15 protein-coding genes and 1 pseudogene are annotated in these 16,824 nt (G+C 41.7%); 7 read left to right on the top strand and 9 right to left on the bottom strand.

Annotation, left to right across the window (positions count from 1 at the left end; genetic code table 11):
* Positions 1–97: 97 nt before the first annotated feature.
* The gene (gene dnaA, locus WAE57_RS14710; protein WP_237788457.1) at positions 98–1,477 is read right to left on the bottom strand and encodes a chromosomal replication initiator protein DnaA; all 1,380 of its coding nucleotides are present in this window, start codon (positions 1,475–1,477) and stop codon (positions 98–100) included.
* A 663-nt stretch (positions 1,478–2,140) separates the two neighbouring features.
* Here dnaA and rpmH point away from each other — a divergent pair.
* The 5 genes from rpmH (at position 2,141) to mnmE (ending at position 6,241) form a co-directional block, all read left to right on the top strand.
* On the top strand, positions 2,141–2,275 hold the full coding sequence (rpmH, locus tag WAE57_RS14705; RefSeq protein ID WP_000831329.1) for a 50S ribosomal protein L34: 135 nt from the start codon (positions 2,141–2,143) through the stop codon (positions 2,273–2,275).
* A 30-nt stretch (positions 2,276–2,305) separates the two neighbouring features.
* Positions 2,306–2,695 (top strand): ribonuclease P protein component, encoded by a 390-nt coding sequence (gene rnpA, locus WAE57_RS14700; protein ID WP_086198919.1) that lies wholly within the window; start codon positions 2,306–2,308, stop codon positions 2,693–2,695.
* Between the two features lie 9 nt (positions 2,696–2,704).
* Positions 2,705–3,025 (top strand): membrane protein insertion efficiency factor YidD, encoded by a 321-nt coding sequence (yidD, locus tag WAE57_RS14695; protein WP_086176716.1) that lies wholly within the window; start codon positions 2,705–2,707, stop codon positions 3,023–3,025.
* A gap of 5 nt (positions 3,026–3,030) precedes the next feature.
* Complete coding sequence (yidC, locus tag WAE57_RS14690) at positions 3,031–4,785, top strand: membrane protein insertase YidC (protein WP_237788458.1); 1,755 nt, start codon at positions 3,031–3,033, stop codon at positions 4,783–4,785.
* A 100-nt stretch (positions 4,786–4,885) separates the two neighbouring features.
* Positions 4,886–6,241, top strand: a complete 1,356-nt coding sequence (gene mnmE, locus WAE57_RS14685) for a tRNA uridine-5-carboxymethylaminomethyl(34) synthesis GTPase MnmE (protein WP_337711151.1) — start codon at positions 4,886–4,888, stop codon at positions 6,239–6,241.
* A 631-nt stretch (positions 6,242–6,872) separates the two neighbouring features.
* Here mnmE and WAE57_RS14680 read toward each other — a convergent pair.
* The 3 genes from WAE57_RS14680 to WAE57_RS14670 form a co-directional block, all read right to left on the bottom strand.
* Positions 6,873–7,091, bottom strand: a complete 219-nt coding sequence (locus WAE57_RS14680; protein ID WP_337711150.1) for a hypothetical protein — start codon at positions 7,089–7,091, stop codon at positions 6,873–6,875.
* Positions 7,092–8,112: 1,021 nt separating this feature from the next.
* On the bottom strand, positions 8,113–9,258 hold the full coding sequence (locus tag WAE57_RS14675; protein WP_337711159.1) for an MFS transporter: 1,146 nt from the start codon (positions 9,256–9,258) through the stop codon (positions 8,113–8,115).
* Positions 9,259–9,413: 155 nt separating this feature from the next.
* Positions 9,414–9,680: a metal/formaldehyde-sensitive transcriptional repressor gene (locus WAE57_RS14670; protein ID WP_337711149.1), complete on the bottom strand. Its 267-nt coding sequence runs from the start codon at positions 9,678–9,680 to the stop codon at positions 9,414–9,416.
* Positions 9,681–9,741: 61 nt separating this feature from the next.
* On the opposite strand from WAE57_RS14670, the pseudogene dmeF reads away from it, so the two are divergent.
* Positions 9,742–10,703 (top strand): annotated as a pseudogene (gene dmeF / locus WAE57_RS14665) (CDF family Co(II)/Ni(II) efflux transporter DmeF).
* Between the two features lie 81 nt (positions 10,704–10,784).
* Positions 10,785–11,486, top strand: a complete 702-nt coding sequence (locus WAE57_RS14660) for a DsbC family protein (RefSeq protein ID WP_337711148.1) — start codon at positions 10,785–10,787, stop codon at positions 11,484–11,486.
* A gap of 85 nt (positions 11,487–11,571) precedes the next feature.
* Here the strand turns inward: WAE57_RS14660 and WAE57_RS14655 are convergent, their stop codons facing one another.
* The 5 genes from WAE57_RS14655 to WAE57_RS14635 all read right to left on the bottom strand — a co-directional run bounded on the left by WAE57_RS14655 (position 11,572) and on the right by WAE57_RS14635 (position 16,754).
* Positions 11,572–11,829 (bottom strand): GlsB/YeaQ/YmgE family stress response membrane protein, encoded by a 258-nt coding sequence (locus WAE57_RS14655; protein WP_086176722.1) that lies wholly within the window; start codon positions 11,827–11,829, stop codon positions 11,572–11,574.
* A gap of 180 nt (positions 11,830–12,009) precedes the next feature.
* A complete protein-coding gene (gene hpt, locus WAE57_RS14650) occupies positions 12,010–12,537 on the bottom strand; it encodes a hypoxanthine phosphoribosyltransferase (RefSeq protein ID WP_337711147.1) in 528 nt (175 codons plus the stop codon).
* 222 nt (positions 12,538–12,759) lie between these two features.
* On the bottom strand, positions 12,760–14,076 hold the full coding sequence (guaD, locus tag WAE57_RS14645; RefSeq protein WP_337711146.1) for a guanine deaminase: 1,317 nt from the start codon (positions 14,074–14,076) through the stop codon (positions 12,760–12,762).
* A 220-nt stretch (positions 14,077–14,296) separates the two neighbouring features.
* The gene (locus WAE57_RS14640) at positions 14,297–15,247 is read right to left on the bottom strand and encodes a TerC family protein (RefSeq protein WP_337711145.1); all 951 of its coding nucleotides are present in this window, start codon (positions 15,245–15,247) and stop codon (positions 14,297–14,299) included.
* Positions 15,248–15,563: 316 nt separating this feature from the next.
* Complete coding sequence (locus tag WAE57_RS14635) at positions 15,564–16,754, bottom strand: sugar transporter (RefSeq protein ID WP_337711144.1); 1,191 nt, start codon at positions 16,752–16,754, stop codon at positions 15,564–15,566.
* Positions 16,755–16,824: the final 70 nt, after the last annotated feature.

The following is a 16,824-nucleotide window of genomic DNA, read 5'->3' as shown; positions in this document are numbered from 1 at the left end:
CTAACGACTGAAGATTAAAATAAATAAATGGGTTTTTAGCAGTGTACTATGCGGCAGAATATGCCGCATTGCAAGAATAGAATTTGATCAAATCGGATCAACTTTGCAACAGCCGTTGCAGGTTTTTATAGTCTTCATTGAAGATCGGATCTTCCTCACGCAGGCTGATGACTTTTTCACAGGCATGCATGACAGTACTGTGATCACGACCACCAAATGCCATGCCAATTTCAGGGAAACTGTCGCCAGTTAATTCACGTGCCAAGCCCATGGCAAGCTGACGTGGACGGGCATAAATACGGGTACGTTTTGGACCCACAATTTCTTTCAAAGGGATACGGAAATATTCACTGACCACACGCTGGATATTTTCAGTACTAATGGTACGGGCACGAATGGCCAACACGTCTTTTAACGATTCACGCACCACATCCAGATCAATCGGTGTGCCTTTAAAGCGGGAAATTGCCACCACTTTGTTCAGTGCACCTTCCAGTTCACGAACATTGGCCACCACTTGCTGTGCAATAAACAAGGCACAGTTACGCGGTAATTCCACCCCACTGCTTTCGGCTTTTTTCAGCAAAATCTCAATTCGGGTTTCAATATCCGGTGGTTCCACCCCAACCGATAAGCCCCAGGAAAAACGCGATACCAGACGCGCATCCAGTTCGGTGAGTTCTTTGGGATAACGGTCCGAAGTCAGAATAATCTGTTTCGATTCATCTAATAGCGCGTTAAAGGTATAAAAGAACTCCACCAGACTGGCCTCTTTACCCGCCAGCAAATGAATATCATCCACCAACAACAGATCAAGCGAGCGGCAATTCTTTTTAAACTCTTCCACCTTGCCTTGTTGTAAAGAGCTGACAAAATCCTGTACAAAACTCTCGGCGGTCATATACATCACCCGTGCATTAGGTTTGGCCTGTAACAAGGCATTGCCGACAGCTTGCATGAGATGGGTTTTACCCAGACCGGTCGGTCCATATAAAAATAGAGGATTGTGCTGTGAAGCCCCCAACTGGGTTAAAACTTTACGGCAGGTTTCCGCGGCCATTTGGTTGGAACGGCCTTCAACAAACAGTGAAAAAGTAAATAAAGGATTAAGTAAACGTTTACGGCTATTTTTACTGCCGGTTTCATCTTTTTCTTTTTTCGGTTTGGAAACAGGCGCCGGAACTGATTGCAAGGCTGCTGTAGTAGTTGCTGGTTGTTCATTGGCAGATAAAATTGCCCCTGGACGAGAATCGACCAAAATCTCAACTTTACGCACCCGACCTTCAGACATCTGTTCAGCCAAAATGGTGATCAGTTCCAGATGGTGTTCCTGAATATAACGGGTCCAGTAAGGATTGGGGGCATACAGTCTTAAAGTGTCATTAAGCTCTTCGGCAACCAGGGGGCGAATCCACATGGTAAAGACATTTCCCGAAAGCTCTTGTCGCAAACGAGTTAGACAGTCTGTCCAAAGCATGTGAAACCCCTATTCATTCCATTGTTAATAACAAAAAACATTTGAGTCCGACCAAGCGGGTCGCCATTCTATCGAAGTTATCCACATCTGTCATGGCAAAATTCAGGAAATATCACTCAAAAAAGCAAATTTCCGATTAAATTTAAATTTAAATCACGGTGTGGATAAGTTTATCCGCAAGCTGTGGATAAAATATACCATAAAGTTATCCACAATTTAATAAAATCATAAAAACATAGATATCCACAATTTAAATTCTTGTTTATAAAAAACAAAATATGCTTTTCCACAGAAAAAACCCACCCTAATAATAATAAATTTAAATTTATAAATTTGAATTTATTTATAGAGACACGATTTGTGGGGATAACTTGCAAAAGTTTTAAATTTAAATTCAAAACCAGCAACATTCATTTTTATCAACAGTAAGTTGTGGATAATATTGTGAATATTTCTGTTTATAACTTATGTTGTTTTATTAATCAATAATTTACACTGTGTATAAAATAGATACAACATTTAGTTATTTAGAAAATACACTCACCAGATCAATCTTTAAAAAACCCACTTATTTTGAAAGAAAGTTTGTTTTTGATTGACAGCTCACTGAATGAACACTAAAATCGCGAACCTTCATAGAAAGATCATTTTTGGAGTTTCAATATGAAACGTACATTTCAACCATCAGAATTAAAGCGTAAGCGTGTTCATGGTTTCCGTGCTCGTATGGCTACTAAAGCTGGTCGTCAAGTATTAGCTCGCCGTCGTGCAAAAGGTCGTCATAGCTTAACTGTTTAATCTGTTAAAGCTATTACGATTTTGGGTGTTATGACACTTTATGGCTTCAGCACAGATGTACGCATACGCTGTGCTGCCGATTATAAAAGTGTGTTTGATGGTGCGCTTTTTAAAGTGCATCAACCCCATTTCTTATTTTTGGCAAAAAATTCCGAACAGCCTAAAAGCCGTTTGGGTATTGTTGTTGCTAAGAAAAAAGTGCGTCGCGCACATGAAAGAAATAGAGTAAAGCGTCTTGCTCGTGAAAGTTTTCGCCTGCATCAGCAGCAATTAGATTTATTAGATATTGTGGTCATGCCTAAAATGGGTATTGAAGCAATCCCTAATGAGGAATTGCAGCAGCAATTACAATTTGCTTGGCAGAAATTGCAACGCCTTGCCAAAAAGCATAAAAAGATAGCTCCCTCCCCACAAAAGTAGAGAAGGCCAATGGTACGTTTACTGCATTGGTTGATTCGATTCTATCAGATCGCGATTAGTCCTTTATTGGGACCCCGCTGTCGTTATATTCCAACATGTTCTCAATATTCTTTGGAAGCAGTCCATAGCTATGGTGCTGTGCGTGGTGCGTGGTTAGCGACTCAGCGTATTTGCCGTTGTCATCCTTGGGGGGGCTCGGGTTATGATCCGGTTCCGCCAAAGGCAATTCGTTTTATTTCATTTCAGCAAATAGATTCTCAAACGCTTCACGTTGTTGTACCCTTTCGTGATCGTTTATTGAACCGAAATCACTCTAACTACTTGGGATAATAGATATGCAACAATGGGCCAGGTTTGCAATTCTAGGGGCCATGTTTGTCGTCGCATATTTGCTTATTTTGGCTTGGCAAAAAGATTATGGTCATGCAGAAACTAAACCGCAGCAAGAAACTGCCGCTGTTTCACATGAAGTATCTGCAGATTTGCCAAATGGTCAAACCGCTACTACAGCGTCTGACATGCCTCAAGCGAATATTGCTACTCAGCAAACTACAACAGCTGCCACAGCACCTGTAAGTCAACAGCTTATTTCAGTACAAACTGACCTTTACCATCTTTGGATTAATCCTAAAGGTGGTGACATTGTTCGTATTGAATTATTGAACCATGATAAAGATAAAGACAGTAATGCTCCGTTTGTTATGCTGGAAAGCGATGCAAAACGTACGTATGTTGCTCAGTCTGGACTGATTGGTTTAAATGGACCGGACAGTAACCGTAATGGCCGTCCGGTGTATGAGATTGAAAAAGCATCTTATACCCTGGCGGATGCCAAAGCAGAAAAAACCAAAGATGGTCAAGCGGTTAAAGTTTTATCAGTACCGATGGTCTATAAAACTGCCGATGGTGTAGAGATCATTAAAACATTTACCTTTAAACAAGGTGAATATCCGATTATTGTGAACCACAAAGTGGTGAACCGTAGTGGCCAGAACTGGCAAGGTCAGATGTTTGGTCAAATCAAACGTGATAACTCGGATGATCCTGGTAAGTCTTCTCAAGGTATTTTCACCCTCGGTACATTCCTGGGCGGGGCTTGGGGTACGCCAGATGAACATTACAACAAGCTGAAATTTGCCAACTTCAATGAAGAAAAATTGAATGTTGAAGCCAAAGGTGGCTGGGTGGCTGTGGTACAGCATTATTTTGTCAGTGCCTGGATTCCTGGTGATCTGAAACTGACTCAAGCCAATGGTCAGCCTTATAGTGCCAAACTGGAATCTCGCCAATCTACCGATAAAATGAATATTATTGGTTTTACTTCACCGACCATGAATGTACCTGCCGGTACGACTGCGGAAGTGGATGCCACATTCTATTCAGGTCCTAAAGTACAGTCTGAATTGAAAGACCTGGCTGTAGGCTTGAATCAAACTGTAGATTATGGCTGGTTGTGGCCAATTGCCAAATTATTGTTTTTAGGTTTGCAGTTCTTCCATAACATTGTGGGTAACTGGGGCTGGTCAATTATCTTGTTGACTGTGTTGGTGAAAATGATTCTTTGGCCATTATCGGCTAAGAGTTACCGCTCTATGGCGAAAATGCGTGTGATTGCACCCGAAATGCAACGCATGAAAGAAGAGTTCGGTGAAGACCGCATGCGTTTCTCACAAGAAATGATGGCGCTGTATAAGCGTGAACAGGTCAATCCACTTTCAGGTTGCTTGCCACTGCTGTTACAAATGCCAATTTTCTTGGCCTTGTACTGGGTATTGATGGAATCGGTAGAACTTCGTCATGCGCCATGGTTAGGCTGGATTCAAGATTTATCTGCAATGGATCCGTGGTTTATCCTGCCATTACTGATGGGTTTAACCATGTTTGTTCAGCAGTCTTTAAATCCGCAGCCAGCTGATCCGATGCAGGCGAAAGTGTTCAAAATCATGCCGATTATGTTCACTGTATTTATGTTGTTCTTCCCTGCGGGCTTGGTAATGTACTGGATTGTCAACAACAGTATTACCATCTTGCAGCAAAGCCTGATCAACAAAGGTGTGGCAAAAGAAAGAGAAAAACGCGACGTTGTTTAAGTAACGACTGATTGCGAATAGCTGAATAAATCCGCTTAAGATGGTAATCTTAGGCGGATTTTTATTTGGCTGTGATTTGGGATTTTTTTAGGTGAATTTTATGCAAAACCTTACTACGATTGCTGCGATTGCAACTCCACCTGGGCGTGGTGGCGTGGGGGTAATTCGTCTGTCTGGTCCAAAATCTTATGCCATTGCAGTAGCATTAACCCAGAAAGCCCTGCCTAAAGCCCGTTATGCCGGTTTTCGCCAGTTTTATGATGCGGCCGGTGAAGTGATGGATGAGGGTCTGGCCATTTGCTTCCCCAACCCTAACTCGTTTACCGGTGAAGATGTGGTGGAGTTGCAAGGTCACGGTGGCCCGGTGATTCAAAATGCTTTACTCGGCCGCTTGCTGGAACTGGGTGCAACTGCTGCCAAAGCCGGTGAATTCTCGATGCGTGCCTTTGAAAATGGCAAGCTGGATCTGGTACAGGCAGAAGCTATTGCTGACCTGATTGATGCCACTTCACAGGCAGCAGCTCGTTCTGCGGTACGCTCTTTACAGGGTGCATTCTCGACCCGAGTGAATACGGTTTTAGAAAAACTGATTCACCTGCGTTTACACGTGGAAGCTGCGATTGATTTCCCCGAAGAAGAAATCGACTTTTTGGCCGATGGCAAAATTTTGGCTTTGCTGGCAGATGTGCAGAGTTCTGTGGCTGCAGTGCAAACCTCGGCACGCCAAGGCCAGTTATTGCGTGAAGGCTTACAGGTGGTGATTGCGGGTAAACCTAATGCCGGTAAATCTTCCTTGCTGAATACTCTGGCCGGAAATGAGCGTGCCATTGTGACCGATATTGCCGGTACCACCCGCGATGTGCTGCATGAAAAAATCACTTTAAATGGTTTGCCGATTACCCTGACCGATACTGCCGGACTGCGCGAAACCGGCGATGTGGTGGAAAAAGAAGGGATTCGTCGCGCGATTAAAGAAATTGAACAGGCTGATTTGTTGCTGCTGGTCTATGACCTAAGCCAGGGTGATGATCCGCTGCAACTGGCACAAAACTATTTTGCCGAACATCTGGAACCACGTCGTTTAATGTTGATTGCCAATAAATGTGATTTAACCGGTGCAGCGGCTAAAATTGGCGATTATCAAGGTTTCCGTCATATTACCGTCTCTGCCAAGCAGGAAACTGGGGTTCAATCGCTCATAGAAGCGATTACAGCGCATGCGGGCTTCCAGCCGGAAGAAGATACCTTTATTGCACGTACCCGCCATTTAGACGCAATGAAACGCACTCAGGCATATTTGGCTGAGGCAAAAGAGCAATTGGTGGTTTACCATGCCGGTGAGTTGGTCGCGGAGTCACTGCGACTTGCCCAGAATGCCTTGGGTGAAATTACCGGTGACTTCAGTGCAGATGATTTATTAGGAAAAATCTTTGGATCGTTCTGTATCGGAAAGTAATCTCAGATTGAGCCAATATTCCAATAAGTTCTAATAAGTTCCAGTGAGAATTAAATAGCATTAAGTTATAAAGACTTAGTGCTTTTTTAATATCTTTATATCATCAATGTGGAAAGCAAGATTCCTCCTAAATTAAATATAGGAGATTTAATTGATGGAGGTGAAGTTATATTAATAGCCCAGCAGCAATATCCTGATCTTATTGATTTGGCTTACTCAATGCTTTCTATTGTTCAGAGAAACACTTTCGCAAAACTAGAATTATTCAATATAGGTAACTCTGGTAAGAAACTTTGTGGTCCGAATATTGTGATTCCATTCTTACTGATAAATAGGTGTCCACGCAAACATCAAATCATCTGGCGTATGTAGATAACATTCATGCTTATTACTGAATGTATGAATGTCGTTTAGGTATTCACTGAACGAATCCACATTTGTATCAGTGGTACGAATCAAATCGTTCAATCCCGCCAAGTTGGTTATCTAGACAGGATCTTATGTGCCAAGCATGTTGGGCAAGGGAGAAATTACTTATTGCCACACCTTTCAGCATTCAATATAAGCGAATATGTCAGACTCATAATCAAATACATGAATACAGAATAATTTTTTTAAAAACTGGATTAAATTAATACTCTACAGTGATCACAAATGTATTTTCGCCCTCTAAATGCGTTTGAAAATTAAAAGCGTGTTTGCGACAATATTCTTCCAATTCTAAAATAGCGCCCTTATTGATAGCATCTAAAGGCTCTTTTAAACGAACCGGATTATTCTCTCGCTTAGCAATGGCTTCGTGGAGTTTAGTAAATAATTCTTCATATGTTATGAGGGTGGGATAGGTCATTTGGGTCACCATTGATTACCAAAAATACAATTATAACCTGAATACAAAATGCCGAATGTAGAGAATAATTTTATACCTTCAGACCCTCCTATTTTCTTTCAAGCAATCACCACGCACCTTGATTTCTTCATTATCCATTGCGAAATCATTTTTAGTGGCACCATGAAAACCAAATAAGCAGATTCAAAATCGGAGCATCACTTTTCTCCTGGCAAAAAAAATGCCCTAACATGGATGTATGGGCAAAAACTAAGGACCTCGAAAGGCCATTCAGAAACTACAGCTGTTTCTGTTGACCATCTTGTATATTAATAAACTAATTTTCAGTGGTAAAATATACCAAAATTTAAAACAATATTATTAATTAAATCATATTATTAGGTAGAAATTACTAAAAAACCATTAAATATTAAAAAAGCCCACTTAACTTGGGGATTGAGTTAAGCGGGCTTGAGTTTGATGACCATTTTATTATTTTTATTAACGCTGCATTCTCTTTAGTGTGATTAAAAAATTATCACTTCGAAGCAAATTACAAAGTATATAAAATATGCAGAAATCGTTTTTTCTTGTTTGTTTTGGGTTATTTTTTAATTTTTTGATAGACAACGATCATCATTTTTAAAATCGATTTTAGCTTCCCCATAAATTAAAAAAATTTAGCTGTTTGCTCAAAAACATGCCTCTGAAAAATCAAAGACCTCACAAAATTGTGAGGCCTGTTAGTCAATTAAACAGTATCATTTTGTGTCTTGTTATGTTCCTCACTGTCTCGAAAGTCATTGGATTTGGGGTTTTTCTGCTTACATGTAGCCTTCTTAAAACAATAACCAGCTATCGCACATGTACCAATCACCTTTAACAATTTTATCTTTTTCATCTTTCACCTCAATCAATCAGAAATGCAAGCATGTATAACTAGCACTTCTATCCATTACACTCTAAGCCTATTTCGATAGCTTTTTGTATGGCAGGTAAATTTACGTACATCAAATAAAAAAGCCCTCAATTGAGGACTTTTTTATGCTGCGTGCTCAAGTTTTTTATGCCAAAGCAATAAGCTTAAACAGAGTAAGCCTACACCGATACAAAAGCCCAAAACACCGCTCACCAAACCAAAATGATCGGACAGATAGCCTGCCGCAATAATCGGGATAATGGTGCCGAGATAACCAATAAACAAATAAGTGGAGATCACTGCAGCACGGTTGTTGCTATTGGTCATCTGATGCACCAGACCAAAGGCTCCCAACAGTCCCAACCCGTGACCGATGCCAACCAGAATATCACTGATAAAGAACAGCTGACTCCAGTGCTGGGTCATACATAAACCGAGCAATAGATAACTCGTCATTAAGGTGATTAAACCGTAATTCAGACATTTGCCCGAGGGAAGCGATTTGGCAAAGAACTGCACCAGGGCTGAAACCAGCAAAATACTGGCAATGGTTGAACCACTGACCAAAGGACCATGCCAGGGAATGGCTTCTTTCACAAAGGAAGGTGCAAGTGAGGCAAACAGGCTGAATGAAGCAAATGCAGCAAATGCGGTAAACCCGGCAATATAAAACAGCGATTTATACTGCGGTTCGGGCAGCTCTAGATGAGGTGCCATAGAAAATGGTTGTGATTCAAAGCTCGGGGTTTTAATCGCATACAGACCACCTAAACAGATAATGGCTCCCAATATCACCGGAAGATAAGGCGTTAGCACGGGATGTGTGGAAAATTGCGCAATCACCCCGCCAATAAACGGTCCCAATCCAAATCCGATGACGGTAATCACTGAACTCAACTGAGGTGCACTGTTTTTGTAAGGTTCAGGAATGGTATAAACCAGTCCCAGCATGGCTGAGGTACTAATCAGACCGGAGGCAATGCCAATAATAAAACGGCCGACAGCCAGCCATACCGTATTTGCAGCAATGCTGGACAGGCCCAAACCGAGAATAATAAAACCCATACCAATTTGCAGGCTACGTAAAAAACCGATGCTATTACTGAGACGGCCCAGAAATAACAGGGTGGCCAGACAGCCAAACATGTAAGCGACAAAAATATAGGTGATCTGGCTAGGCATTAAACCCCAGAGTGCCTGGTAAATGGGATATAACGGACTAGCCAGTGCAGTTCCGATTGTTCCCATAATCAGTGCCAGGCTGACCATGATAAAAGGTCGCCATGATTGAGAATGTGTCATTTAGAGGGTCGCAAAAATACGCGAAGTTTAAAACTAAATTTCACGTATTGAGAAAGTAGAAGAGATATATCAGGAGTTTAATTGCGATTTACTTGGAAGGTCAATTTACAAGATGTAAAGATTTAGCCGTAACGCTTTAATAATTTTAAAAATTCATCCAGTTCCTGTTGATTGATGTCGGCCTGTTCCCCAATCACGTGATGACGTAAATGGGATTCGATTAATTCATTCATTAAACCATTGACCGCACCTTTAATGGCTGCCACCTGTTGTAAAACACTGATACAGGAATTGTCCGGCTGTTGCAAAGCCTGCTCTACGGCATGAATTTGCCCTTGTAAGCGTTTGACACGATTAATAATTTTCTTGTCTTGATGTAAATGGCCCAACACAATACTCCAAAAATAAATATACTATAGGGGAGTATATTTAAACACTAAGATTAAGACGATGCAAAAAGCCCCATTCACCAGGACACATGCCCATCAGTTTGATGAGGGAAATCCACTGGCACAAAAACGCATTTTGCTGGCGACCATTCTAACGGCAGCGATGATGCTATTAGAAGTGATTGGGGGCTGGATTTACAACTCTATGGCCTTGCTGGCGGATGGCTGGCATATGAGTTCACATATGCTGGCATTGGGGCTAGCTTATTTTGCTTACCGTTCTGCCCGACATTATGCTCAAGATCAGCGTTTTAGTTTTGGCACCTGGAAAATTGAAATTTTAGCCGGCTATAGCAGTGCCATCCTGTTGATGGTGGTGGCGCTGTTTATGGCTTTTCAATCCATAGAGCGACTGCTCAATCCGATTGATATTCATTATAACCAAGCCATTCCGATTGCGATTTTGGGTTTGGTGATCAATTTGATCTGCGCCTGGTTGCTGCATGATGATCACCATCACCATCACCATGAACACGGCCAGCACCATCATGATTTAAACCAAAAAGCAGCCTTTATGCATGTGGTTGCAGATGCAGTGACTTCGGTCTTTGCCATTATTGCGCTGTTTGCCGCCAAATATCTGGGCTGGAGCTTTCTGGATGCGCTGTTGGGGATTATTGGATCTATACTGGTGGCAAAATGGGCTTGGGGCCTTATTCAAGAAACCGGAAAAACTTTACTGGATGCCGAAATGGATCATCCTGTGGTGCAGGAAATTCGTGAGGTCATTGAGGAATTTTCCAGTGTAGAAATTACCGACCTGCATGTCTGGAAAGTGGGCAAAGGTAAATTTTCCTGCATTTTGGCTTTAGCCACCAATAGCAGCCTAAATGCCGATCAGGTACGGGAAGCATTATCTATACATGAGGAAATTGTGCATATCTCGGTAGAAATTAATCCACTATAAGTCATGTCAATGTTCCACGTGAAACCTTGATGAGCAAATCTGTGTGCTTTAAGTAAGGCATGCTAAAATTTTAAGCATTGCTGGCTGATTTTTAAGTAGAATCAGCCTGAAAAATTTTGAAGTAATGAGCAAAAAATATGATTAAAAAAACATTGGCATTTGCCCTGGTCAGTTTTATTTCAACTTTAACACTGGCAAATGTTGATACGGTGAAAAGTAACCTGAGTAAACAGCATCCAAAACTGAAAATTGAAAAGATTCAAACCACCGAAATGAAAGGAATTTATAGCGGTTCGATGGATGGTCAGGTGGTGTATTTAAACGAAGATGCGCAATATATTCTGGTTGGTTCGATGTTCCGTTTAACTGACCAGAAAAATCTGACCAAAGATTTAATGCTGAAACAAAACAGCATCGACTGGAAAAAACTGCCTTTGCAGGATGCAGTCAAAACTGTGCGAGGTAATGGAAAACGCCAGATAGCGATCTTTTCTGACCCAAATTGCCCTTATTGCAAAAAACTTGAGACTGAACTAAGCAAGTTAAATGATGTCACCATCTATACTTTTATTTATCCAATCAAAACCCAATCTGTGGCCGTTTCCAAACAGGTGTTCTGTGAAAAAGATCCTGCCTTGGCCTGGTCAAATTTGATTGCGAAAGGTATTCAGCCGGCCAGTAAACAAACTTGTGCCAATCCTGTGGATCGTAATTTGGCTTTAGGAAAATCCCTGGGTTTAAATGGCACACCGGCCATTATTTTCTCGAATGGCTTTAAAGTGATGGGTGCCTACCCTGCCCAAGAAATTGAACAAATCTGGAAAGAGCTAGGTTTGTAACTCTCTCGATTGCTCAATAGCCCTATAAAAAAGCACCTGTTGAGGTGCTTTTTTTTATGAGATTAAATCAATCCTGGGATAGCGGTTAAACGCCTGATCTTTTGGTGATGAGGTTATAAATAAACAGAATAATAATGGCACCGATGACCGAGGCAATAAAGCCTGCTGCGGAGTTTTCACCATACAGTCCGAGTAAGCGTCCACCGTAGGTGGCCAGTAAAGAACCTGCAATACCCAATAAGGTGGTGACAATAAATCCTGATTTATCATTTCCGGGATGAATAGCGCGTGCGATTAAACCCGCAATAAAACCGACCACGATCGCAACTATAAGTGACCACATGAGGCTTCTCCTTTTGTTATCGTTTGTTTATTTTGTTTCAATTCGCTTTCGTGTTCATAATTAATCATTTATAAAAAATACAACAGCTGAGTCCTGCTAAAAACTGTTGTTTTTTTGTTCCTTATCAAATTTTAAGGATAAAAAAAGTGGCCGAAGCCACTTAAGTATCTGATCCGAGTCTTATAGACCAATTTCACCAATAAAGGGAATATGGCGATATTTTTGGTCATAGTCCAAGCCATAACCGACAATAAATTTATCTTCGACTTCAAAGCCCAGAAATTTGACTTCAAGTTCAATTTCACGGCGTGAAGGTTTGCTAATTAAAGTACATAGCTCAATTGAGTTAGGACTGCGTGTGCTTAAAATTTCCAGTACTTTGCTGAGGGTGTTGCCTGAGTCAATAATATCTTCAACAATCAGCACGTCTTTACCGCGAATTTCGCCGTCGAGGTCTTTTAAAATTCTCACATCACGGCTTGAAACTGTACCGCCACCGTAACTGGATACCGTCATAAAATCGAGTTCGTGCGGTTTGCTAATTGCACGACATAAATCAGCCATAAAAATAACTGAACCACGCAGTAAACCAATCAGTACAAGTTCTTTGTCACTATTGGCATAGTGAGCATCAATTTTTGTACCAAGCTCTTTGACTTTAGCGTGAATTTCTTCAGCTGAGATCATTACGCTCATATGAACGGTCATGGGTAGATACCTAAAAGCAAATCAAAAAATAAAAAAGGTGTTGACCAGCAACACCTCAAAAGATGTTTTAATTTTAATACATCTGCTCAAGATATGCATCTTTTTTGCGGCTGAAAATGTAATCAGGCCTTGAGCTGTGCAGTATCGCGCTTGAGAAGGAAAGTACACACCGCCGCAATTCCAATCATCAAGATGATCTTTTTTCTGGATGTTTTTTGCGATTTAGTATTTGACATATACCGGGTCTCCGTAAATATAGGTTGTATGAATATTGCGGTCATCACCCATAGTCATCAGGGCAAATAAAGCATCTTCAATGCCTTTGGCGCGTTCCTGACGCAGTGCTTGCAGTGCTGTGGCTTTTAAGTCCAATACAATAAAATCGGCTTCTTTACCCAAGTTAAAGTTACCCAGTTTATCGTCCAGATCTAAGGCTTTGGCTCCCCCCAAAGTGGCGTGATACAAGGACTCAAATGCCGAGAGTTTATCGCCCTGGAGTTGTTGTACTTTATAGGCTTCATTTAAGGTTTGCAGCTGGTTAAACGAAGTGCCTGCACCTATGTCTGTGCCCAAGCCGACTTTGACCTGTTTTTCCCAAGTTTTTTTCAAGGGAAATAAACCGCTGCCCAAGAACAGGTTGGAGGTTGGGCAAAAGGCGATTGCTGAGTGGGTGGCATGCATACAGTCCCATTCGGCATCTTCCAAATGTACACAATGCGCGAATACCGAACGCTCTCCGGTCAGGCCATAATGATGATAAACATCCAGATAGCCTTTCTGCTCGGGAAATAACGCCTTGACCCAGGCAATTTCATTCTTGTTTTCACTTAAGTGAGTATGTACATAGACATCTGGATATTCCGCTTTGAGCTGCCCTGCTTTTTGCAGTTGTTCCGGTGTAGATGTCGGTGCGAAACGTGGAGTAATGGCATACAGGTTACGGCCTTTGCCGTGCCATTTTTCAATCAGTGCCTTAGAGTCATGATAAGAACTTTCTGCTGTATCACACAGCTCATCAGGCGCATGGCGATCCATCATCACCTTGCCGGCAATTAAACGCATTTGCTGCTGTTCTGCGGCTTCAAATAATGCATCGACTGATTCAGTATGGACACTACAAAATACTAAAGCGGTGGTGGTGCCATTTTTCAATAATTGCTGAACAAAAAATTGTGCGATTTTGTCGGCATAAGCTTTGTCTTTAAACTGCAATTCTGTAGGGAAAGTATAGCTATTCAGCCATTCCAGTAGCTGTTCGCCATAAGCACCGACCATCTCGGTTTGCGGGAAATGAATATGGGTATCGATGAATCCCGGCACAATCAGCTTGTCTGGATAATGCTCAAATGGCGTATCGGCACTGAGCAGATCTTTTCCCTTTTCCCATGTTCCAAACCAGCTGATTTTTCCCGCATTCAGGAGGATTAAACCATCTTCAATATAACGTATGGCTGGAGCAATGTCGGAGGCTTGGGAAACGGTGTGTTGAATATCAAGAAAGCGGCCACGAACGGCGCGTTGTGCTTGAAGGGAAGACATGGAATAACCTTTAATTTCTCGTTTTTTCGATTGATTGTACCTGAAATTTTTATTTAAACCGTAACAGCTTGGTTTTAACCCCTTCTCTCTTTTATAAATTAAGCAGGGCTTTGAAGAGGGTTTCGAAGTTTGTAACAACAGGAAAATATGGCAATAGAACCGATAAAAAAGCCTTCCATCTCAAAGATGGAAGGCTGGATCTTTTATTTAAAAATTACAGTTACTCTTGCTTCTTGTTATATCGAAGCGATAACCAGGTGGTAATTGCCAGTACAATCACAATAAAGCCAAGTGAAATCCAGATCGGCATATGGAACACATCCAGCATTAACATTTTAAAACCAATAAACAGCAAGATAATGCCGAGACCATAGGGTAAATAATGCATTTTAGAAGCCGCGCCTGCCAGTAAGAAGAACATGGCACGCAAGCCTAAAATAGCCATTAAGTTTGCGGTTAACACAATAAAGGGATCACTGGTCACTGCAAAAATAGCTGGAATAGAATCCACCGCGAAAATCACATCGGATGCTTCAACCAAAATCAACACCAGAAATAATGGCGTTGCCCATAACACGCCGTTTTGACGCACAAAGAACTTATGCCCATCTAGCTGAGGGGTAATACGGATATGTTTGCGTAACCACTTGAGTAAGGCCATATCTTCAATATTCGGGTTTTCTTCATGACCTTTAAGAAATTTAAAACCGGTATAGACCAGAAAAGCACCGAAAATATACAGAATCCAGGAAAATTCTTGAACGAACCATGCGCCAATAAAAATAAAGATGGTACGTAAAACAATGGCACCGAGTACGCCATACAGCAGCACTTTACGTTGTAATGCCGGAGGGATGGCGAAGGCAGCAAAAATCATCAGCCAGACAAACACGTTATCAATCGCCAGTGATTTCTCTAACAGATAACCGGCAAAATATTCCATGGTCTTTTGATTAGCTAAGGCAACACCCGCTGTTTGCTGTAAATACAGCCATAAACCGCCAGCGAACAGTATGGACACACTGACCCAGGCAATGCTCCAATAGGCTGCTGATTTAATTTTGACGGGTTGGTCTTCTTTGTGTTTGAAGCCAATGAAGTCGATAATGAGCATGACTGCCACCATCGCAAAAAAAGCCAGATACAATCCCGGGGTACCGATGGATTCCATAACAAAACTCCACACCCGGCAACTGGCCATAAAAAAACCTTGACCTGTTGCCAGATGAATTAAACATCTATGTCAACATGATCAAGGTCTTGCCTACATCTGAAAATCCACATTTTGTAAATTCAGATGCTCAGATACCGACTTTTTGCAAAGTGTAATGACGATATTCTGACACCACCGCATTTTAAAACTTCAAAATGCTATGGCTTGGAGGAGGCTACTCCCCTTGTTCTACTCAAATTTGTTTTGGATTAACTCCAAATATGCGGGAAGAATCGCATATTTATGTGGATTGTGCAAATTTTATCTATTCCATTTACATTTTAATGAAGTCTTTACGTTGCACTAAAATGAATGCCAACACTGTACCCAGCACAGCAATCAAGCCCCCCACGATTCCAATCTGACTTAAGCCATAATGTGCCGTGACTATTCCCCCCAACAATGCCCCACCGCCAATACCGACATTATACAGGCCGGAGTAAATCGCCATGGCGACATCGGTTGCATCCGAAGCCAGATTCAGGGTTTTGGCTTGTAGCGCCAAGCTGAAGCAGATAATGCTCATTCCCCAAAATAAGCTGAGTGTACTCAGGCTGATAAAACCTTGAGCAAGGGGCAGTAACAGCAACATTGAAAAAGCTAACAAAGAGCAGCTTAAGGGAATCATCAGTTTGGGATATTGATTGCCAAACTTCCCAAACAGATAAGAACCAATAAAACCGGCAGCGCCATAAATCAGCAATAAACTGGTGGTCTGTGCCGAGCTAAACTGGGCAATATTCAGCGCAAAGGGTTCAATATAACTGTATGCGGTAAATTGGGCAGTAATGATGATCACCGTTAAAGCAAACACCATCATCAGGCTTGGACGCTTAAATAGCATGCCCAGACTTTTCAGTGAACCGGAATTGACACTGGGCAGTTTGGGTAAGGTTTTTGCCAGTGTTAGACAGATGATTGCCGCACCAATAGCAATTAAAGCAAAGGTATTTCTCCAGCCATAGGCCTCACCAATCATGCGGCCAAAAGGAATGCCCAAGACCATCGCCAATGCCGTCCCGGTTGCCAGCAAACCCAATGCCTGAAATTCTTTACCTTTAGGCGCGACACGAACCGCTAAGGATGCGGTAATAGACCAGAACAGCGCATGGGAAAATGCAATGCCAATCCGGCTGGCCAACAGCATGTTAAAATTCCATGCGAAATACGATACGCCATGACTGGCAATAAACACGATAAATAAGCTGATCAGTAAAAAACGTCGTTCAATATTGCGGGTGATTAACATGATCGGCAGTGAAATGGGTGCGACTACCCAAGCATACAGGGTAATCATGATGCCGACATCGGTGGCCGGCATATTGAAACTATGGCCAATATCACTCAGCAAGGCCACAGGAATAAATTCAGTGGTATTAAAAATAAAGGCTGCAAAAGCTAAAGTGATGACACAAATCCATTGCTGGGTGGGATTGGCTGAAATTTTAGGAGATGGGGATGACATAGTGAAATAATATAAGAATTTGCGTTGAAGTTTAGGTGGAAATCTTACACTTGTTAAGTTTACAGTCAGC

The organism is Acinetobacter sp. NS-4 (assembly GCF_037402435.1).
Classification (GTDB): Bacteria; Pseudomonadota; Gammaproteobacteria; order Pseudomonadales; family Moraxellaceae; genus Acinetobacter.
Note: the sequence above shows the minus strand (reverse complement) of the source record. Positions and strands in the feature narration are given on the sequence as shown.